The following is a 19,780-nucleotide window of genomic DNA, read 5'->3' as shown; positions in this document are numbered from 1 at the left end:
AGCCAAATTCAATCGCGTTTCGGGAAGGTCAGCGTGACCTTGGAGCCAGGGCGCTCGGAACCGGGCGAAAGCGGCTCACTTGTCATCGTTGCCCGCATGCTGCGCAACAGGCTGGCGATCACCGTCTGACCAAGGCCCTTGGTATCCGCCTCGACCACCGGCAGCCCGACGCCGTTATCCTCGACCGTCAGGAGAAGCGGGGTCGCCCCGTCCTCGTCATGCTCGCTGAAACGGATGACGATTCGCCCCGGCGCATTGTCGGGGAAAGCGTGCTTGATTGCGTTCGTCACGAGTTCGTTGACGATCACGACGAAGGACACGGCGTCGCGGCCAGGCAAGCGGATCGAATCCATCTCCAATACGATCTCGATCGGCCGACCCTCGGCCGCCTTGCCGATCTCGGCCAGGAGATCCTCCATATAGGGCTGGGCGTCGATTTCGTCGGTTTCGATATCGAGGCGCAGGCGGCGTTGCCCGGCGGCGATCGCCTGGATGCGCGATTGCGCCTGGGAGAGGGCGTTGCGCACGGCAGGCTCGCGCGTCTGCCGGCTCTGGACGTTGAGCAACGCCGAGACCATTGCGAGGTTGTTGCCGACGCGGTGGTTGACGTCGCGCAGCAGCGCCTCGATGCGCAGTCGCTCGTTCTCGAGCTGCTGGGTTCTCTCGCTCACGATCCGCTCGAGCTGCGCATTGCTGGAGGCGAGCAGGGTGCTGCGGCGCTGCCGCGTGCGCAATTGCTGCCAGGCGGCGAAGGCAAGTCCGGCCAGCGCGACGACGATGCCGATGCTGGCCAGAAGCCGCCTGCGCTCCTCGGCGCGATTGAGCGCGACGAGGCGGATGTTCTCGGCGAGCTGAAGCTGCTGCACGGTGCCGCGCAACGCATCCATGACCGAGAAGCCATTGCCGCCCTTCACGCGTGCGACAGCCGTATCAAGCTGGCTTGCCCGCGCGAGCGCGATCGTGGAGTCGAGCTCGTCCAGCTTGGCGATAGCCTCGCTGCGCGCCTTGGCGACGCGTTCGGTTTGCGCGGCATCGCCTTCGACAAGCTGCGCCAAGGCGTCGAGTTCCGGCAGGGCGGCGGCTCGGCCATTCGTGTAGGGGCCGAGATAGGCTGGATCATGGGTCAGGAGATAGCCGCGCTGTCCGGTCTCGGCATCGCGCATATGGCCGAGAAAACGCTCGGAGCGCTCGCGAATCTCGATGGAATGCGAGACGAGTTCCGCGGTGGCGCGCGCTTGCGCGTTGATCCAGGCCGCCAGGATGACCGCCACGCCAACGACGCCGATCGCGATGATCGTCGTCGTGGCCGATCGCAGGCGGGCGCCTAGGGCGGGAATGCTGGGCAGCGCCAAGCGGCTGCGGGGCCTTACCTCAGTAGACATGGATACCGTGATACAGGACGGAATCCGCAATCCCTATGTAAAAAGACAGGGGCAGTCGAGCCCGCGCCGCATTTGCCTTGGAGCGCTTTTGAGCGAAGCGGACACCGGTTCGTGTGAAGAAAACGCGCTGAAACAAGGCACTAGGGCAATTGCCCTAGTGCCTAGCCCTGGCCATTACGCCTCGTCCTCGTCGTCCTCGCCACGGTTGAAGAACTGCCTGCCGATCAGGGCGCCGAGGATGATGACGCTTCCGACGACGGCCGTGCGCCAGCCCATGCGCGACGATCCGATCAGGCTGGCTGCGATCGGCGCGGCGGCCAATGCCGTGGTCGCCAGCGGCCGCGATGGTCGCCGGCGATTCTTGACATAGGCCGCGACGCCCAGGCTCAGCAAGGCGGCGAGGAACAGGCCGCCCGCGATCCAGAGACTCGCCGTGATCGGGTCGTAGCGCAGCGCCAGCACCGTGTGCAGCGCGTTCAGGGCATAGCCCGCCGCGCACAGGACCAGCAGGACTGAGAAGCCGTACAGGCCGTAGATGATGACATTGCGCTTGACCGCGCCGGAAATCTCCGACGCGATGAAGCTTCCCAGCCCCCCGAACATGACTTATCGCGCCGACAGGAAGCCGACGAACAGGCCGACCGCCGCGGCCACCCCGAGCGCGCGCAACGGCCGCTCCTGGATCTCCTGCACGATAATGCGCTGCAGATCGGTCGCCTGTTCCTTGGCGACGTCGACCATCTTGTCGGTGTCGACGCCGACGGCGCGAAGCTTTTCGGTGACGGTTGCGGCCAGATCCTCGGCGCTGCGCGTCAAACTGGCTTCGATCTCGCTCGTCTCGCGCTTGACGCGGCGGCCGGCTTTCTGTGCGGAGGCCTTGGCGTCAGCAGCGATGTCCTCGGCACCTGCGACGGCTTCATCCTTGGCGCGTTTGACCGCCGAGGCCGCCTGGCGTTTCGCGGAAGTGGTGCTGGCCATGTCTGATGTCCCCCTCTCGATACTGCGAATGGATGCGATACTGCGTATGGATGGATGCGCTTCGAATGACTCCGGAGCTTCGTGACCTAACGCACGCATGGCGCGCAGGTTCCTTATAGCCGACTAGCCAGTGCCGGCTGCTGAGCGGACTCGTCCTGGGGCGTGGCCTCGGCCTGCTGCGCCTTGCGGTATGCGGCAAATTCTTCCTGCGCCACCATGGCCACGAGCAGGATCGGAGTCGAGAGCACGGCCCCGACCGGCCCCCAGAGCCAAAGCCAGAAGATGAAGCCGATGAAGACCAGGAATGGCGAGACGGTGAGCCTGCGCCCGACGAAGACCGGGGTCACCACATTGCCTTCGATCAGATGCAGCACGAAATACGCCGCTGCCGGCCAGATCGCGGCGAGGAGAGAGGGCGCGTCCAGCAGCGCTCCTGCAAGCAGCAGCACGGTGACGATGATCGGCCCGATGAAGGCGAGATAGTTCAGCAGGAAAGCGAGCGCGCCCCAGAATACGGGGAATGGCAGCCCCGCGAGCCAGGCGATCGCCAGAGCCATCACGCCCATGCCGAGATTGATCAGCGTCACCAGGCCGAAATAGCGCGCGACCCGCGTCTCGATTTCCTGAAAGAAGGAACCGGCGGACTTCCGCGCGCCACGCCCGAGGCAAAGCCGCAGCGCGCGCGCCTTGAGATGGCGTCGCGTCGCCAGCCAGAAATACACTGTCGCGACGAAGATCAGCAGGCCGCCCGCCGCCGTCGAGGACGATACCGCGATATCGAGCAGCGGATTGCCTTGGGAGACGTTGAGTTCCGCTCCGCTCTTGCCGGTCAGCGTGGCGGCTGCCCGCTTGAATTCGTCCATGAAGACGAAGACGCTGGCGAGCTTGGCCTGCAGCGCCGCCATCATTGCCGGCGCCCGGTCGCTCCAGCCGGCGATCGGCACGGCGAGCAGGGTGATCGAGACAAGAATCAGGCTGAGCCCGAGCAGGACCACTATGGCTGCCGCCAGATGCTGCGGCACGCCGCGGCGCACCAGCCAGTCGACCAGCGGTCCCAGCACCAGGCCGAAGATGACGCCCGCCGTCACCGGCAGGGCGATGACCTTGGTCAGATAGAGCGTCGTCGTCGCCAGGATGACGAAGATGCCGATAATGGCGTAGCGGACGATGAGGTCGTGCTCATAGGGCGTGACGTCGTCCTGAGTCTCCTCGATCTCGGGTTCCGCCATATAGCGCGGAAACGGTCGCCAGGCGGACGAGCTGAGCATGTGACGATATCCAACGCGCAAAGCGCGCCCCCCGGCGCGTTGGACCTATAACGTGGCACTGGCAGGCAAGGTTCCTGCGCTAAGGTTCCTGCGCCAAGGTTCTTGCGCAAGGTTCCTGCGATTGAGACTCCAGCGCCTCAATGCGCCTCGTCCCAGTTGCTGGCCGCCCGCGCATCGACCTGCAAGGGCACGCGCAATTGCACAGCCGGGTGCGGTGCATCCACCATCACCTGGCGGACCACCGGCAAGGTCGCCTCGACCTGGGCGTCGGGCACCTCGAAGACAAGTTCGTCATGCACCTGCAGCAGCATGCGGGCGTCGAGCCTGGCCGCGGCAAGCGCGCCCTCCATCCGGATCATGGCGCGGCGGATAATGTCGGCGGCCGAGCCCTGGATCGGTGCGTTGATCGCCTGGCGCTCGACGAAGGCGCGCTCGGAGGGGTTCTTCGAGGCGACTGCCGGGAAATGGCAAACCCGGCCGAAGATCGTCGTGACATGGCCGTTGGCCCGCACGAAGGTCTTGGTCTGGTCCATATAGTCGCGGATGCCCGGGAAGCGCTCGAAATATTTGCGGATATAGGCGCCGGCCTCCTCGCGGCTGATCGCGAGCTGATTGGCAAGGCCGAAGGCCGAAATGCCGTAGATGATGCCGAAATTGATCGCCTTGGCGCGGCGCCGCACCTCGCTCGGCATGCCCTGGACCGGCACGCCGAACATTTCCGAGGCCGTCATCGCATGGATGTCGATACCGTCGGCAAAGGCCTGCCGGAGCTGCGGGATGTCGGCGATATGGGCGAGCAGGCGCAGTTCGATCTGGCTGTAATCGGCCGAGATCAGCTTGTGGCCCTTTTCGGCCACGAAGGCGGTCCTGATCTTGCGGCCGGCCTCGGTGCGGATCGGGATGTTCTGCAGATTGGGCTCGGAGGAGGAGAGGCGGCCCGTGGTCGTCGCCGCCAGCGCATAGGAGGTGTGCACCCGGTTGGTCTGCGGGTGCAGATAGGTCGGCAGCGAGTCCGTATAGGTCGATTTCAGCTTGGCGAGCTGGCGCCATTCCAGGATCTTCGAGGGTAGTGGGTGGCCCTGCTCGGCGAGCTCCTCGAGCACGCCGGCTCCGGTCGCCCATTGCCCGGTCGCGGTTTTCTTGGCGCCGGAAAGCCCCATCTTGCCGAACAGGATGTCGCCGAGCTGTTTTGGGCTGCCGATCAGGAATTTCTCGCCGGCCACCTCGTAGATCTCGTCTTCCAGCCGCGCCAGCGATTGCGCGAACTCGCCCGAGAGCCGCGACAGGATCTGGCGGTCGATGGCGATGCCACGCTGTTCCATCCGGGCGAGCACGGCGATTAGCGGCCGCTCCAGCGTCTCGTAGACCGTGGTCTTGCCCTCGGCCGCGAGCCTGGGCTTGAGCGCACGCCAGAGCCGCAGCGTCACATCGGCATCCTCAGCGGCGTATTCCGTCGCCTTGTCGAGTGCGATCTTGTCGAAGGTCACTTGCGCCTTGCCGGTGCCCGCGACTTGCGAGAACGGGATCGTCTCATGGCCGAGATGCAGCTCGGAGAGCCGGTCCATGCCGTGAGTGTTGTTGCCGGCGTCGAGCGCATAGGAAATCAGCATCGTGTCCTCGATCGGGGCGACGGAAAGCCCGTGCCGTTCGAGGATCAGCAGGTCGTATTTCAGGTTCTGGCCGATCTTCAGGACGCCTGGATCGACCAGCAGGGGCTTGAGCGCCGCCACCGCCTGGTCGAGCGGGATCTGCCCCTCGACCATGCCGCTGCCGAACAAATCGGTGCCGCCGCGATGCTGCAGCGGGATGTAGCAGGCGCGTCCGGGCGCGACCGCAAGCGAAATGCCGACGAGATCGGCCTGCATCGCGTCGAGCGAATTGGTCTCGGTGTCGAGCGCGACATGGCCGGCCTCATAGGCCCAACCGATCCAGCGCTCGAGATCGGTGAGCGTGCGCACGCATTCGTAAGCCGCGCGGTCGATCTTCCCGGCGATCGCTTCGTTCTTGCGGGCCGCTGCGAGCTCGGACGGCTTCATCCAGCCATCGTCGGCTGGTGCGGCCGCGCCTGCGGGCTCGGCATCAACTGACGCCGCGGGGGCAACGGAAAAACCGTCGCTCGCATCGCCGCCGATATAGAGCGCCTTCAATTCGGCCGCGCGCGTGCCGCCCGGGGCCAGCGCCTCGTCGGCGTCGATCGCCGCGACATCGGCCCCATAGGCCTCGGCGACGCGTTTGGTGATCGTGGTGAACTCCATCGCCTTGAGGAAGGCGACGAGCTTGGCCGGATCGGGATCGGCCAGCGTCAGATGCGAGAGCGGGGTCTCGACCTTCACATCGTCGACCAGCGTCACGAGCTTGTGCGAGATGCGCACCTTCTCGATCACCTCGGGATTGGTCAGGGTCTCCCGGCGCTTGGGCTGCTTGATCTCGCCGGCCCGCGCCAGCAGCGTCTCCAGGTCGCCATATTCGCCGATGAGCTGGGCCGCCGTCTTGATGCCGATGCCCGGCGCGCCCGGCACATTGTCGGTCGCATCGCCGGCCAGCGCCTGCACATCCACCACCCTGTTCGGCATCACGCCGAAATACTCGACCACTTCAGGCTCGCCGATCCGGCGTTCGGCCCGGAAGCCGGCGCCCTTCTTGGCGTCGCCCGAGGCCGGATCATACATCGCCACGCCCGGCCCCACGAGCTGCATCAGATCCTTGTCGGCGGAGACGATCAGCACGTCGGCCCCGGCCTCGCGCGCCTGTCTGGCATAGGTCGCGATCAGGTCATCGGCCTCGTAGACATCCTGCTCGACCGGGATCAGCCCGAAGGCGCGCACTGCCTCGCGCATCAGCGGGAATTGCGGGATCAGATCGGCCGGCGGCTCGGAGCGGTTACCCTTATAGGCGGGGTAGAGCGCCTTGCGGAACGAGTTCTCGGTCTTGTCGAAGACGATGGCGAGATGGGTGGGCTTCACCCCGAGCACGCCGTCCTTGACGAATTGGAACAGTTTGGTCGCGAAAAGCCGAACCGCGCCGGAGGGCAGGCCATCGGAGCGCGCATTGTATTTCCTGTCCTGATTGATCGACTGGAAATAGGCGCGGAAGATGAAGTTCGAGCCGTCGACCAGGAAGAGATGGTCGCCGGGCTTCAGGTCGGGGGCGGTGGTCTTCGGGGCTGTCTCGCTCATGGCGCGGACCATAAGCGGCGCGCGCCGGGCGGTCCATCGGGTGCGCGCGCCGATTCGCAAGAAGCTGTCAGGAGTGGCGGCACCTTTGCAAAGAAAGGCGCGGGGAACCCTCTCCCGGAGGGAGAGGGCAGGGTGAGGGGTCGGCCGTTTGACGTGTTGATCGCGAGCTAACCGCTGCGTTGCTGTGAGGCGGGCAGTGAACTGGTCCAGGGGCCTACACCTCACCCCTGCCCCTCTCCTTACAGGAGAGGGGTTCTCGGGCGCGGTTCCGGGGCTACTTCGTGATCGTGTCGATCTCGGCCAGCTCCTCGGCCGTCAGCGCCCATTCGGCCGCCTTGACGTTGGCGGCGATCTGCTCCGGCTTGGTCGCGCCCGCGATGACGCTGGAGACGACAGGCTGCGCGGCGAGCCAGGAGAAGGCGAGCTCGACCAGTGTTTTGCCCCGCGCCTCGCAGAAGGCGGTGAGCTTCTCGGTCTTCTCCCAGTTGACGTCGGTCAGAACCTCGTTGGCACGCTGCGACTCCCTGGTCATGCGCGCGCCTTCCGGCATCGGCGCGTTGCGCTTGTATTTGCCGGTCAGCAAGCCGTTCGCGAGCGGGAAATAAGGCAGCAGCCCCATGCCGAAATGGCGGGCGGCGGGAATCAGATCCTTCTCCGCGCCGCGCACCAGCAGGCTGTATTCATCCTGGCAGGAGGCAAAGCCGTTGATGCCGAGATCGCGGGCCGTCCACTCCGCATTGGCCATCTGCCAGGCCGGCATGTTGGAGCAGCCGATATAGCGCACCTTGCCCTGGCGGATCAGGTCTTCGAGCGCGCGCAGCGTTTCGTCGATCGGCGTCAGCGGGTCGGCGCGGTGGAACTGGTAGAGGTCGAGCCAGTCGGTCTTGAGGCGCTTCAGCGAGGCCTCGACCGCCGACATGATGTAGCGCCGCGAGCCGCCCTTCATCGTGCCGGCATCGTTCATGTCCATGCCGAACTTGCTGGCGAGCACGATGTCCTTGCGCCGCGGGCCCAGAAGCTGGCCGAGCACCGTCTCGGAGCCGCCGCGCGCGCCATAGACATCGGCCGTGTCGAACAAGGTGATGCCGTGCTCGATCGCCGCATCGACGACCTTGCGCGCCGCTTCGTCATCGATGCGGCCGCCGAAATTATTGCAGCCGAGGCCGACGAGCGAAACGCGCAGGCCGGAGCGGCCGAGATTGCGGGTGAGCATGGGAAACGTCCTTCGTGATGAGGGACGCAAGGGATCAGAGCCGGAGCGGGCCGGCAAGCGCGCTGGGCGCAACCCGGCTCATCGTCAGTCTCGGGCTGGTCCCGAGACTCCCATGCCGGAAGCCGTGTTCAGAAAAATGCCCGGCGAGTGTTTAGACCGGAGACATGGCCGGGCATGATCGGTAGCGAGACGGTCGGGTCGAGCCCGACCGCGACACGGAGCTCCGGGCCTTAAGGACTCGGGGCCTCAGGCCACTTCCTGCTTCTGCTTCTGCGAGCGCTTGCGCTCGTTGGGGTCGAGCACGCCTTTGCGCAGGCGGATCGACTTCGGCGTCACTTCGACGAGCTCGTCATCGTCGATCCAAGCCAGCGAACGCTCGAGCGTCATCCGGATCGGCGGCGTCAGGCGCACGGCCTCGTCCTTCGAGGTGGTGCGGATGTTGGTGAGTTTCTTGCCCTTGAGCACGTTCACTTCGAGATCGTTCTCGCGGGTGTGCTCGCCGACGATCATACCCTGGTAGACCTTCCAGCCGGGCTCGATCATCATCGGGCCGCGATCCTCGAGGTTCCACAGCGCGTAGGCCACGGCCTCACCGGTCTCCATCGCGATCAGCACGCCGTTGCGGCGCCCGCCGATCTCGCCCTTATAGGGCATGTAGGCATGGAACAGCCGGTTCATGATCGCGGTGCCGCGCGTGTCGGTCAGCAGTTCGCCCTGGTAGCCGATCAGGCCGCGCGTCGGGGCGTGGAAGACCAGCCGCAGGCGGTTTCCGCCCGAGGGACGCATCTCCAGCATGTCGGCCTTGCGCTCGGACATCTTCTGCACGACGACGCCGGAATGCTCCTCGTCGACGTCGATGATGACCTCCTCGATCGGCTCCAGCAGGGCGCCATTCTCGTCGCGCCGCAGCACGACGCGCGGACGCGAGACGCCGAGTTCGAAGCCCTCGCGGCGCATCTGCTCGATCAGGATGGCGAGCTGCAATTCGCCGCGGCCCGAGACGATGTAGCTGTCCTTGTCGGTCGATTCCTCGATCTTCAGCGCGACATTGCCCTCGGCTTCCTTGAGAAGCCGGTCGCGGATGACGCGGGTGGTGACCTTGTCGCCCTCGGTGCCGGCCAGCGGCGAGTCATTGACCATGAAGGTCATCGACACGGTCGGCGGGTCGATCGGCTGGGCCTTGATCGGGGTCTCGACGGAGGGATCGCAGAAGGTGTCGGCGACCGACCCCTTCACGAGGCCGGCGATGGAGACGATGTCGCCGGGAATGGCTTCTTCGATCGGCGTGCGCTCGAGACCACGGAAGGCGAGGATCTTGGTGATGCGGCCGCTTTCGACCAGCGTGCCGTCGCCCGACAGAACCTTGATCATCTGGTTCGGCTTGGCCGAGCCCGAGACGACGCGGCCGGTGATGATGCGGCCGAGATAGGGGTTGGCTTCGAGCAGCGTACCGAGCATGCGGAACGGGCCTTCCTCGATGCGCGGCTCCGGCACATGGCTGAGGATGAGGTCGTACATCGGGGCGAGGCCCTGGTCCTGCGGGCCGGCGGGATCATGCGCCATCCAGCCCTGCTTGCCCGAACCGTAGAGGATCGGGAAGTCGAGCTGCTCGTCGCTGGCGTCGAGCGCCGCAAACAGGTCGAAGACTTCGTTGATGACTTCGGTGACGCGGGCGTCGGGCTTGTCGACCTTGTTGATCGCCACGATCGGGCGCAGGCCGAGCTTCAAAGCCTTGGAGACCACGAACTTGGTCTGCGGCATCGGACCCTCGGCGGCATCGACCAGCACGATGGCCGAGTCGACCATGTTCAGGATGCGCTCGACCTCGCCGCCGAAATCGGCGTGGCCGGGGGTGTCGACGATGTTGATGCGCGTATCCTTCCAGACGACCGAGGTCGCCTTGGCCAGGATGGTGATGCCGCGCTCCTTCTCGAGCTCGTTGGAATCCATCACGCGCTCGATCACGCGCTGGTTGTCGCGGTAGGTGCCCGACTGCTGCAGCAATTTGTCAACAAGCGTGGTTTTGCCGTGGTCGACGTGGGCGATAATGGCGATATTGCGCATGGACATGCGGGTAAGGGCCTTGTTTCAAGACCGCAAGCCGGCCAGGTCAAAGCCCTGCCGGCGCAGCCCGTTCATGAGGAAACTGGAATTCGCTGCGCTGCACATAAACGCTGAAGGCCGTTTGGGCAACCTTTGCTCGCGCGCTAGGGTATCGGCCCGAAAAGCGGGAATCGGTTTTCGGGCCGATACCGGTGCAAGGTCAAAGCCCTACAGCATCGGGCCGAAGACGATATCCGGCCTGATATGGTAGGGCGGCGCGCTATGCGTCGACCAGCGCCAGACGCCGCTCCGCGACCGCGCGCCCGACCTGGTCCATCACCAGCCGGTAGGCGGCCAGCCCCGAACCGTCGAGGTCGCCCTTGGCGAAATCGCTGAGCACGCGCGTCAGGATCTCGTCGGCCTCGCGGTCGAGCCGCGCCAGTTCGATCTCGTCGGAACAGGTGCGGATCACCGGCAGCAGCGCCAGCAATTCGTCGAGCCCCGACATCGCCCGGCGGCGGCGCGCCGCGCTTTCCTGGCCCAGAATGGCGGCGCCGCCGGTGCCCAGCATGGAGAGCCCCATCACGGCGAGATAGAACCAGTCGCCATAGCGCTCGAAGAAGGTCTCCTGCTCGCCGTCGATGAAGGCGGCGGCGCCGGAATGGACCGTGAGCGGCGCATCCTTGTCCGTGGAGGGCGTCTCCAGCCCCTGGATCGACGGCAGCTCGGCTGCAAGCGTCAATCGCAGCGCCAGCAGTTCCTTGACCACCTGGCCGACGAGAGTGTCGTCGAGATTCTGCGAGGCCATCAGACGCGAGGTGACGGAGATCGTCGGCAGGTTCTCGGAAGGGCGGGGCGGGTCGCCACCGAGCGCGCCGCGCACGATCTCGCCGGTCTCGATAGAGCGGTAGCGCGCCTTGATTGCCTCGGCCTCGCGGATCGGGATTAGCATGGGATCTTCGCCCCAGGCGGAGCGGAGGCGGTTGATGCCGTCATTATTCGCCAGCGAGCCGACGGCATTGATCGAGAAGAAGGCGTCGATGCGCCCTTCCCTGGCGAAGGGCACGATCTCGTCCGGCGTCAGCCCGATGATCTCGACCTCGCCGGGCCTGACTTCGTATTGGGCCAGGACGCGCTGGAGCAGCACCGTATTCCCGGCCGGATTGCGCGCGACGCCGATCCTGCGGCCGCGCAGATCGGCGATCCGCCCGATCCCGCTTGCCTTGGTGGTGATGATGAAGGGGAAGGAGCGGCGTGTGATCAGGGCCGTGTCGCCCTGGGCGGGCAGCGCGATGTCGGGGCGCACGATCGCGAGATCGGCCAGGCCGTCGTCTAGCTTCTTGGCGCTTTCCTCCGAGCCTTCGGTCAACACGAGCCGGAAGCGAAGGGACGATTTCTCGCGGTTGAGCCCCTGGACGAAGCCCGCCGCCATGCGTGCATCCTCCGAGCCCAGCGGTCCAACGGCCAGGCGCAGTGTCTTGGGCTGGCTGACGAAGTAGAAAACCGACGCCGTGACGCCAAAGACCGCCAGTAGCCCCGCCAGAGCCGTAAAGCCGCGCCGCCCCATCCTCAATCGATCCGCCCCATTCCGTTGCGTCCACGCAGGATGCTCTCACGGGCTATCATGTCGCAAGTGCGGCGGCGCCCTGATCAAAGAGAGTGAGAGCAGGATCGATGCGAAAAACCGGTTTCCACTTTTGCGCATCCTGCTCTAGAGCGGGCCGATGAACCACCGTGACGACACATTCGCTGTGAAGATCTGCGGGCTCTCGACGCCGGAGACGCTGGCTGTCGCGCTCGACGCCGGCGCCGACATGATCGGCCTCAACTTCCACCCCAAAAGCCCGCGCTTCGTCACGGTCGAGCAAGCGACGGCGCTGGCGGCCATGGCGCGGGGGCGGGCGGAGATCGTGGCCCTGATTGTCGATTGGGACGAGACGCAGGCCATGAGCCTCGTCGAAGCGGTGAAACCGGACTGGCTGCAGCTGCATGGCCGGGAAACGCCGGAGCAGCTGCGCGCTCTCAAGGCCGCGACTGGTCTGCCCGTGATGAAGGCGCTCGGCATCGCGAGCGCGAAGGACCTTGCGGCCGTCGAAGCTTATCGTGGCGTCGCCGACCACATTCTGCTCGACGCCAAGCCGCCCAAGGGCGCCGCCTATCCTGGCGGCCATGGCCGGCCCTTCGACTGGACCTTGCTTGCCGAACTCGACCCAGGCTTGCGCTTCATGTTATCGGGCGGGCTCGATCCGGCCAATGTGGCCGAGGCGATCCGCATTACGAGACCCGCCGGGGTCGACGTCTCCTCTGGCGTCGAAACCGCGCCGGGCGTCAAGGATGCCGGCCGGATCAGGGATTTCATCGCGGCGGCGCGGGCCGGTGCGCAGAATTTGAGACCATAGAGGCAAGCCGGACATGAACGCGCCCCATAGCCCGAACACCTACCGCTCCGGCCCCGACGAGAACGGCCGCTTCGGGATGTTCGGCGGTCGCTTCGTCGCCGAGACGCTGATGCCGCTGATCCTGGAGCTTGAACAGGCCTATGAGGCGGCCAAGGCCGACCCCGCCTATCATGCCGAGACGGCCTATGGTCTGAAGCATTATGTCGGCCGGCCCTCGCCGCTCTATTATGCCGAGCGCCTGACCGAGCATTTTCGCGACAAGGCAGCGGCTTCTGGCCTCTCGGGCGGCGCAAAGATCTATCTGAAGCGCGAGGAGCTGAACCATACCGGCTCTCACAAGGTCAACAATGTGCTCGGCCAGATCCTGCTGGCGCGGCGCATGGGCAAGAAGCGCATCATTGCCGAAACCGGCGCCGGCCAGCACGGTGTCGCGACCGCCACGCTCTGCGCCCGCTATGGCCTGGAATGCATCGTCTATATGGGCGCGGTCGATGTCGCACGCCAAGCGCCCAACGTCTTTCGCATGCAGATGCTGGGCGCGACCGTCATCCCGGTCGAGTCGGGCACCAAGACGCTCAAGGACGCGATGAACGAAGCGCTGCGCGACTGGGTCACCAATGTCGCCAACACCTTCTACTGCATCGGCACTGTCGCGGGCCCGCATCCCTACCCCGCCATGGTGCGCGATTTCCAGTCGATTATCGGCAGGGAGACGCGCGAGCAGATGCAGGAGCTGGAAGGCCGCCTGCCGGATTCGCTGATCGCCTGCATCGGCGGCGGCTCGAATGCGATGGGCCTGTTCCATCCCTTCCTCGACGACCCCAGCGTCGAGATCTATGGCGTCGAGGCGGCCGGACACGGCATTCCGAGCGGCCTTCATGCTGCCTCGCTGACCGGCGGCGCGCCGGGCGTCCTGCACGGCAACCGCACCTATTTGCTGATGGACGCGGACGGCCAGATCAAGGACGCGCATTCGATCTCGGCCGGGCTCGACTATCCCGGCATCGGCCCCGAGCATTCCTGGCTGCATGATGTCGGCCGGGCGAAATACATCTCGGCCACCGACGAGGAGGCGCTGGAGGCTTTCCAGCTGATCTCGAAGCTGGAAGGCATCATTCCCGCATTGGAGTCGGCCCATGCGCTCGCCCGCGTCGCCGATCTCGCCCCGAAGAAGCCGCAGGACCATCTGATGGTGGTCAATCTCTCCGGCCGCGGCGACAAGGACATCCCGCAGGTGGCGGAGATTCTGGCGGCGCGCTGAGCCGCTCCGGGCTGCCGAGAAGGAGCAGATGATGAAGAAGGCGATCCTGTTTGCGGCCATGCTGGCCCTTTCGGGCCAGGCGCAGGCCCAGAGCCGCGACGCGGCTCCCGCCGAAGGCGTCGTCATCCGCACCGAAGGCGAAGTCCGGGTGAAGCCGGATCTCGCGACGATCCAGGCCGGCGTGGTCAGCGAAGGCAAGACCGCGGCGGAGGCCCTGGCCAAGAACACGCCGGCGCTGGCCAAGCTGGTCGAGGCGGTCAAGGCTGCGGGCGTCGCGCCTGCCGATCTCTCGACCTCCCAGGTCGCGCTGACGCCGCGCCTGACCCAACCCTCAGTGTCCTCCTCGCCGCAGCCGCGGGCGCCCAAGATCGACGGCTATGAGGCGCGCACCGGCATCACCGTGATCCTGCGCGACATCGCCAAGGCCGGGCCTTTGATCGATGCGCTGGTCGCTGCCGGCGCCAACGACATGTCCGGCATCAGCTTCGGCCTTGCCGATGAGGGCAAGGCCAAGGACGCGGCGCGCGCCAAGGCGGCCGAGAGCGCACGGGCCCGTGCGGAGCTCTATGCCGGCAAGCTCGGCGTGAAGCTCGGCGAGCTCGTCTCGATCGTCGAGGCCGAAGCCGAGCCTCCCGCCAGGCCGATGGGCGATGTGCGGGCTTATCGCATGGCGGCTGGCGCCGCGCCGATCCAGGTCGAGCCGGGTGAGATCACGGTCAGTGCCGCATTGCGCACCGTCTGGCGCATCGAGAAGTAGACGCCGGCTCAGCGATGGTGGCGCAATGCATCCGCGAGCAGCGGATGCGGCTGCTCGGCGAACGGGTTGATCACGGTCACGCCGCGATAGACGAAGCCGTGCTGCATGTCCTCCGAGAGCAGGGCCGCACAATTTGCGTCAGCTGCCGTTACAAGGATCACGGCATCCCAGATCTGCAAGCCGGCCTCGGTTGCGAGGTCGGTCGCATGAGCGAATGTCGCCTCGGTCGCTGCGCCTGAAGCGCAGGTACTGGTCCACTCCCGGCAAATGCTGCGCGCCCGATCGAGGGGCGTCCGATATTTCCGAGTGAGGACATTGTAGAATTCGCCGACGACTTGCGACGCCAGGAATACGCGCTTCGGTCCAAGTCTCGAGCGAAGCTCCTTCGCTTGCGCCTCGCGTTGCGGATCGTTCAAGCCTTCCGCATAGACAAGGATGTTGGTATCGAACGCGACCAGCATGGCTCAGTCGTACATGTCGTCACGCGTCGCGCGAGGCAGATTCTGAGCCGTTTGGCTGTTGAGCCGCCGCGTCAGCTCGTCGAAAGCTTTTTGCCGCCGCTCCATCTCGCTGTCGGTGTCGTCCGCGCGAACGATCTTGACCTTCGGCTTGCCGCGCGACGTCACGACCACCTCCTCGCCGGCCTCGGCGATCTGCATCAGCTTGGAAAATTCGCGATTGGCCTGTGCGGCGGAAACGGTTTTTACCATGCCGGCCTCCAAAGTAGTGATCTCACTACATTAGCGCACAGCCCCGCTTTCGCAAAGCTCTCAGGCAGGGCTCCCAGGCTTCCGAGGCGCGTGTTATCTAACGAAGCATGACCCTGCATATCGTCCGTCTCGGCACGCCTCGCCTTCCCGATGAGGGCACGCGGATCGGCACCGTGCGCCGGCCGCCGCGCGGCGTCCGCAAGGAGCGCTACGCGGCCGATGACTGGTACGATGTCTGGTTTCCGGAGCTTTCGCCCAGCCCCGAATTGGTGAAATCGGCACTGAATGCAGAGAGCGAAGTGGAATGGCAGGGCTTCGTGCGCGCCTTCCGCACCGAAATGGATGAGCCCGCTCCACGTCGCACGCTCGATCTGCTCGCCGCGCTCTCCCATAGCGGACGCTTCTCGATCGGTTGCTATTGCGAGCATGAGAACCGTTGCCACCGTTCGGTGCTGCGTGCGCTGCTGATCGAGCGCGGTGCCGAGATCGCCGGAGAGACCGGAGCTTGACGGCATGCCTCTCGCCAAGCCGGCCCCGGGCATGCTAACCGCAAGCCCATGACAATGACCGGCCAGACCCGCATCCAGACCCGCTTCCAAGCCTGCGCCGCCGAAGGGCGCGCCGCGCTGGTGACCTTCGTCACCGCCGGCGATCCTGATTTCGATACCGCCAGCGCGATTCTGCACGCTTTGCCGGCCGCAGGCGCCGACATCATCGAGCTCGGCGTGCCCTTCACCGATCCGATGGCCGACGGCATCCCGGTCCAGCTTGCGGGGCAGCGCGCGCTCAAGGCCGGCCAGACCTTGAAGAAGACGCTCGCCATGGTCGAGGCGTTCCGCGCGGCCGGAAACGACACGCCAATCGTGCTGATGGGCTACTACAACCCGATCTATGTCTATGGTGTCGAGCGCTTCCTGAGCGATGCTAAGGTAGCCGGCGTCGATGGTCTGATCGTGGTCGATCTGCCGCCCGAGGAAGATGCCGAGCTCTGCCTGCCGGCGCTGGCCGCGGGGGTCAATTTCATCCGCCTCGCCACCCCGACGACGGACGACAAGCGCCTGCCGAAAGTGCTGCAGAATACCTCCGGCTTCGTCTATTATGTCTCGATGACGGGCGTCACCGGCGGCACGATCGCCAATTACGACGCGGTCGGAGAAGCCGTCGCGCGGATCAAGCGTCATACCGACCTGCCTGTGGCTGTCGGTTTCGGCGTCAAGACGGCGGCCGATGCGGCCGCTATCGCCAAGGGCGCGGATGGCGTTGTCGTCGGCTCGTCGCTGGTCGAACGCATCAGGCTTTCGTTGGATGTTCAGGGCAAAGCCACGGAAAAGACGGTTTCCGCTGTCACCTCGCTCGTCTCCGAGCTCGCAGCCGGCGTCCGCTCGGTCGCCAGGGCCGCCGCCTGACCCTACAGGTACAGTTGAGGACCAATCCATGAACTGGATTTCCGAAGTCGTTCGGCCGCGGATCAAGACGCTGTTCAAGCGCGAGAGCCCGGAGAACCTCTGGATCAAATGCCCGGATTCCGGACAGATGGTCTTCCACAAGGATGTCGAGGCCAATGGCTTCGTCATCCCCGGCTCCGACCACCATATGCGCGTCACCGCGACCGACCGGCTGCGCCTGAGCTTCGACGAGGGCAAATGGCTCGACATCGCCCTGCCTGAGGTCGCGATCGACCCGCTGAAGTTCCGCGACGAGAAGCGCTATATCGACCGGCTGAAGGACGCCCGCGCCAAGACCGGCGCGATCGACGCCTTCAAGGTCGGTTACGGCCGCGTCCAGGGCCTGGCGATGACGCTCGCCGTGCAGGATTTCCACTTCATGGGCGGCTCGCTCGGCATGGCGGCGGGCGAGGCCTTCATCAAGGGCGCCGAGACCGCGCTCGAGAAGAAGACGCCTTATGTCGTCTTCGCCGCCTCGGGCGGCGCCCGTATGCAGGAGGGCATCCTCTCGCTGATGCAATTGCCCCGCACCACCGTGGCGGTGCGCATGTTGCGCAATGCCGGCCTGCCCTATTTCGTGGTGCTGACCAACCCGACCACGGGCGGTGTGACGGCCTCCTACGCGATGCTGGGCGACGTCCATATTGCCGAGCCCGGCGCGCTGATCGGCTTCGCCGGTCCGCGCGTGATCGAGCAGACCATTCGCGAGAAACTGCCGGACGGCTTTCAGCGCGCCGAATACCTCAAGGACCACGGCATGGTCGATATGGTGGTGCACCGCCATGAGATTCCAGCGACCCTGGCCCGGCTCGGGCGGTTGCTGACGAAGCAGCCCGCGCCGGATGGCGTCGTGAAGCCGCCGCTTCCGGTCGCCGAGGCCGTCTGAAGACGCGCATGGGCGGGAGGCCTTGAACCGAGATGGGGTCGTCCGACACGCTGCTCGCGCGCTTCATGGCGCTGCATCCCAAGCTGATCGATCTCTCGCTCGGGCGCATCCTGACCTTGCTGGAGCGCCTCGGCGATCCGCAGAAGCGCCTGCCGCCGGTGATCCATGTCGCCGGCACCAATGGCAAGGGCTCGACCATCGCCTTCATGCGGGCGATCCTGGAGGCGGCGGGCCTCAGCGTCCATGTCTACACCTCGCCGCATCTGGTGCGCTTCCACGAGCGCATCCGCATCGGGGCGCCCGGCGGCGGGCGTTTCGTCGACGAGGCCGTGCTGGTCGAGGCGCTGGAGCGCTGCGAGCGCATCAATGCCGGCGATGCCATCACCTTCTTCGAGATCACCGCCGCGGCGGCCTTGCTGCTGTTTTCCGAGCACAAGGCGGATGTCGTGCTGCTCGAAGTCGGGCTGGGCGGCCGCTTCGATGCGACCAACGTCATCGCCCATCCCGCCTGCGCGGTTGTAACGCCGGTCTCGCTCGACCATGCCGAATATCTCGGCGACACCGTGACCAAGATCGCCGCCGAGAAGGCCGGCATCTTCAAGCGCGGCGCGCCGGCGGTGATTGCGCCGCAGGAGCCCGAGCCGACGGCGGTGCTGGAGGCCACGGCCGAGCGCGTCGGCGCCTCGCGCATCCTGATCGGCGCGCAGGATTTCAACGTCCATGAGGATGGTGGACGCCTTGTCTATGAGGACGGCGACGGCCTGCTCGATCTGCCTTTGCCGCGCCTCGCCGGGCGGCATCAGCATGTGAATGCCGGCACGGCGATCGCTGCCCTGCGCGCTGCCGGCTATGGCGGCCTACCGGCGCGGGCCTTCGAGCGCGGCATGCTGAAGGCCGACTGGCCGGCGCGGCTGCAGCGGCTGGCGCGCGGCAAGCTTGCCGAGCTCATCCCCACCCGCGCCGAACTCTGGCTCGATGGCGGCCACAACCCCGATGGCGGGCGTGTTCTGGCCCAGGCGATGGCCGATCTCGCCGATCGCAATCCAGCCCCGCTGGTGATGATCACGGGCCTGCTCTCGACCAAGGACGCCAAGGCGACACTCAGTCATTTCAAAGGGTTGGCGCAGACGCTTTTTGCCGTACCGATCCAGAATACGCTGGCGGCGCGCCCGGCCGAGGAGGTGGCGAGCCTGGCGCGCGAGGCCGGGCTCAAGGCCGAGGTCGCAGGCTCCGTCGAGCAGGCCTTGCACGAAATCGGCAGCCGGAGCTGGGCGGCCCCGCCGCGCATTCTGATCTGCGGCTCGCTCTATCTGGCGGGTGAGGTGCTCTCGGCCAATGGCACGCCGCCGGTGTGAAGGCGGACCCGCTTCAATTCTGCCCAATCATCGCTGGAACGAGACGGAGCGAGCCATGACCCAACAGCCATTTGGAGCCGGCGGCCGTGCGATTCCGATCATCGGCCAAGGCACCTGGAACATCGAGCTCGCGGATAAGGCGGGAACGATCTCCGCTCTGCGGCGCGGGCTCGATCTCGGCCTGAGCCATGTCGACACAGCCGAGATGTATGGCTCGGGCCGCTCCGAGGAGATCATCGCGGAGGCGCTCGCGGGCCGGCGCGACGAAGTCTTCCTCGTCTCGAAGGTGCTGCCGCACAACGCTTCGAAAGCCGGAACACGCAGCGCCTGCGAGCGCTCGCTCGCGCGCCTCAAGACCGATCGGCTCGACTGTTACCTGCTGCATTGGCGCGGCTCCTATCCGCTGGAGGAGACTTTTGCTGCATTCGAGGCGCTGCGCGAGGAGGGCAAGATCCTGTCCTGGGGCGTCAGCAATTTCGATGTCGACGATCTCGACGAGGCGCTCGACGTGGCGGGGCCGGGCCGCATCGCCTGCAATCAGGTGCTGTACCATCTGCGTGAGCGGGCGATCGAGCATGCGGTGATCCCGTGGTGCGAGCGCAACGGTGTCGCCGTCACGGCCTATAGCCCGTTCGGGCAGGGTGATTTTCCGCCATCCGCCAGCACCGGCGGCAAGCTTTTGGCGGAGATCGCGGCGACGCATGGGGCCAGTGCCCGGCAGGTCGCGCTGGCTTTCCTGACGCGGCGGCCCTCGGTCTTCGCCATCCCGAAAGCGGCCAGGGCCAACCATGTCGAGGATAATGCAGGCGCGTTGTCCCTGCGCCTGAGCGAGGCCGAGATCGCCCGTATCGATGCCGCCCTGCCGCGTGGGCCAAAGCCGCGCTCGCTGCCGATGTTGTAGCCGCCG

The 19,780-nt window shown here is 66.0% G+C and carries 18 protein-coding genes; 8 read left to right on the top strand and 10 right to left on the bottom strand.

Going from position 1 to position 19,780, the window contains the following annotated elements:
• Positions 1-8: 8 nt before the first annotated feature.
• From RMR04_RS29485 to RMR04_RS29450, 8 genes are all read right to left on the bottom strand, one after another.
• Positions 9-1,352, bottom strand: a complete 1,344-nt coding sequence (locus tag RMR04_RS29485; protein ID WP_311912059.1) for a sensor histidine kinase — start codon at positions 1,350-1,352, stop codon at positions 9-11.
• 204 nt (positions 1,353-1,556) lie between these two features.
• On the bottom strand, positions 1,557-1,985 hold the full coding sequence (locus RMR04_RS29480) for a hypothetical protein (protein ID WP_311912058.1): 429 nt from the start codon (positions 1,983-1,985) through the stop codon (positions 1,557-1,559).
• A gap of 3 nt (positions 1,986-1,988) precedes the next feature.
• On the bottom strand, positions 1,989-2,459 hold the full coding sequence (locus RMR04_RS29475) for a glycine zipper domain-containing protein (protein WP_311912057.1): 471 nt from the start codon (positions 2,457-2,459) through the stop codon (positions 1,989-1,991).
• 14 nt (positions 2,460-2,473) lie between these two features.
• Positions 2,474-3,628, bottom strand: coding sequence for an AI-2E family transporter (locus RMR04_RS29470; RefSeq protein WP_311912056.1), 1,155 nt, complete (start codon positions 3,626-3,628; stop codon positions 2,474-2,476).
• A 137-nt stretch (positions 3,629-3,765) separates the two neighbouring features.
• Positions 3,766-6,804: a DNA polymerase I gene (polA, locus tag RMR04_RS29465; protein ID WP_311912055.1), complete on the bottom strand. Its 3,039-nt coding sequence runs from the start codon at positions 6,802-6,804 to the stop codon at positions 3,766-3,768.
• A 274-nt stretch (positions 6,805-7,078) separates the two neighbouring features.
• Complete coding sequence (locus RMR04_RS29460; RefSeq protein WP_311912054.1) at positions 7,079-8,017, bottom strand: aldo/keto reductase; 939 nt, start codon at positions 8,015-8,017, stop codon at positions 7,079-7,081.
• A 246-nt stretch (positions 8,018-8,263) separates the two neighbouring features.
• Positions 8,264-10,087 (bottom strand): translational GTPase TypA, encoded by a 1,824-nt coding sequence (typA, locus tag RMR04_RS29455; RefSeq protein ID WP_311912053.1) that lies wholly within the window; start codon positions 10,085-10,087, stop codon positions 8,264-8,266.
• Between the two features lie 253 nt (positions 10,088-10,340).
• Complete coding sequence (locus tag RMR04_RS29450) at positions 10,341-11,627, bottom strand: TAXI family TRAP transporter solute-binding subunit (protein WP_311912052.1); 1,287 nt, start codon at positions 11,625-11,627, stop codon at positions 10,341-10,343.
• A gap of 157 nt (positions 11,628-11,784) precedes the next feature.
• Between RMR04_RS29450 and RMR04_RS29445 the strand changes: the two genes are divergently transcribed.
• Genes RMR04_RS29445 through RMR04_RS29435 form a run of 3 tightly spaced genes read left to right on the top strand, consistent with a single transcriptional unit; the run spans position 11,785 to position 14,477 of the window.
• Positions 11,785-12,459 carry a phosphoribosylanthranilate isomerase gene (locus tag RMR04_RS29445; protein WP_311912051.1) on the top strand — a complete coding sequence of 225 codons (675 nt, stop codon included), beginning with the start codon at positions 11,785-11,787 and terminating at the stop codon, positions 12,457-12,459.
• A 13-nt stretch (positions 12,460-12,472) separates the two neighbouring features.
• Positions 12,473-13,720 carry a tryptophan synthase subunit beta gene (trpB, locus tag RMR04_RS29440; protein WP_311912050.1) on the top strand — a complete coding sequence of 416 codons (1,248 nt, stop codon included), beginning with the start codon at positions 12,473-12,475 and terminating at the stop codon, positions 13,718-13,720.
• A gap of 31 nt (positions 13,721-13,751) precedes the next feature.
• Positions 13,752-14,477 (top strand): SIMPL domain-containing protein, encoded by a 726-nt coding sequence (locus RMR04_RS29435; RefSeq protein ID WP_311912049.1) that lies wholly within the window; start codon positions 13,752-13,754, stop codon positions 14,475-14,477.
• An 8-nt stretch (positions 14,478-14,485) separates the two neighbouring features.
• Here RMR04_RS29435 and RMR04_RS29430 read toward each other — a convergent pair whose 3' ends face one another.
• Positions 14,486-14,938: a PIN domain-containing protein gene (locus RMR04_RS29430; protein ID WP_311912048.1), complete on the bottom strand. Its 453-nt coding sequence runs from the start codon at positions 14,936-14,938 to the stop codon at positions 14,486-14,488.
• Positions 14,939-14,941: 3 nt separating this feature from the next.
• On the bottom strand, positions 14,942-15,199 hold the full coding sequence (locus tag RMR04_RS29425; protein ID WP_311912047.1) for a type II toxin-antitoxin system Phd/YefM family antitoxin: 258 nt from the start codon (positions 15,197-15,199) through the stop codon (positions 14,942-14,944).
• 95 nt (positions 15,200-15,294) lie between these two features.
• On the opposite strand from RMR04_RS29425, the gene RMR04_RS29420 reads away from it, so the two are divergent.
• Genes RMR04_RS29420 through RMR04_RS29400 form a run of 5 tightly spaced genes read left to right on the top strand, consistent with a single transcriptional unit; the run spans position 15,295 to position 19,774 of the window.
• A complete protein-coding gene (locus RMR04_RS29420) occupies positions 15,295-15,696 on the top strand; it encodes a DUF488 domain-containing protein (RefSeq protein ID WP_311912046.1) in 402 nt (133 codons plus the stop codon).
• A 54-nt stretch (positions 15,697-15,750) separates the two neighbouring features.
• Positions 15,751-16,593 carry a tryptophan synthase subunit alpha gene (gene trpA, locus RMR04_RS29415; RefSeq protein ID WP_311912045.1) on the top strand — a complete coding sequence of 281 codons (843 nt, stop codon included), beginning with the start codon at positions 15,751-15,753 and terminating at the stop codon, positions 16,591-16,593.
• A 28-nt stretch (positions 16,594-16,621) separates the two neighbouring features.
• Positions 16,622-17,518: an acetyl-CoA carboxylase, carboxyltransferase subunit beta gene (accD, locus tag RMR04_RS29410; RefSeq protein WP_311912044.1), complete on the top strand. Its 897-nt coding sequence runs from the start codon at positions 16,622-16,624 to the stop codon at positions 17,516-17,518.
• Positions 17,519-17,550: 32 nt separating this feature from the next.
• Positions 17,551-18,873 (top strand): bifunctional folylpolyglutamate synthase/dihydrofolate synthase, encoded by a 1,323-nt coding sequence (locus RMR04_RS29405; protein WP_311912043.1) that lies wholly within the window; start codon positions 17,551-17,553, stop codon positions 18,871-18,873.
• A gap of 55 nt (positions 18,874-18,928) precedes the next feature.
• On the top strand, positions 18,929-19,774 hold the full coding sequence (locus tag RMR04_RS29400) for an aldo/keto reductase (protein WP_311912042.1): 846 nt from the start codon (positions 18,929-18,931) through the stop codon (positions 19,772-19,774).
• Positions 19,775-19,780 lie beyond the last annotated feature (6 nt).

The organism is Bosea sp. 685 (genome assembly GCF_031884435.1).
Taxonomy (GTDB): Bacteria; Pseudomonadota; Alphaproteobacteria; order Rhizobiales; family Beijerinckiaceae; genus Allobosea.
This window is presented reverse-complemented; position numbering and strand designations above follow the sequence as displayed.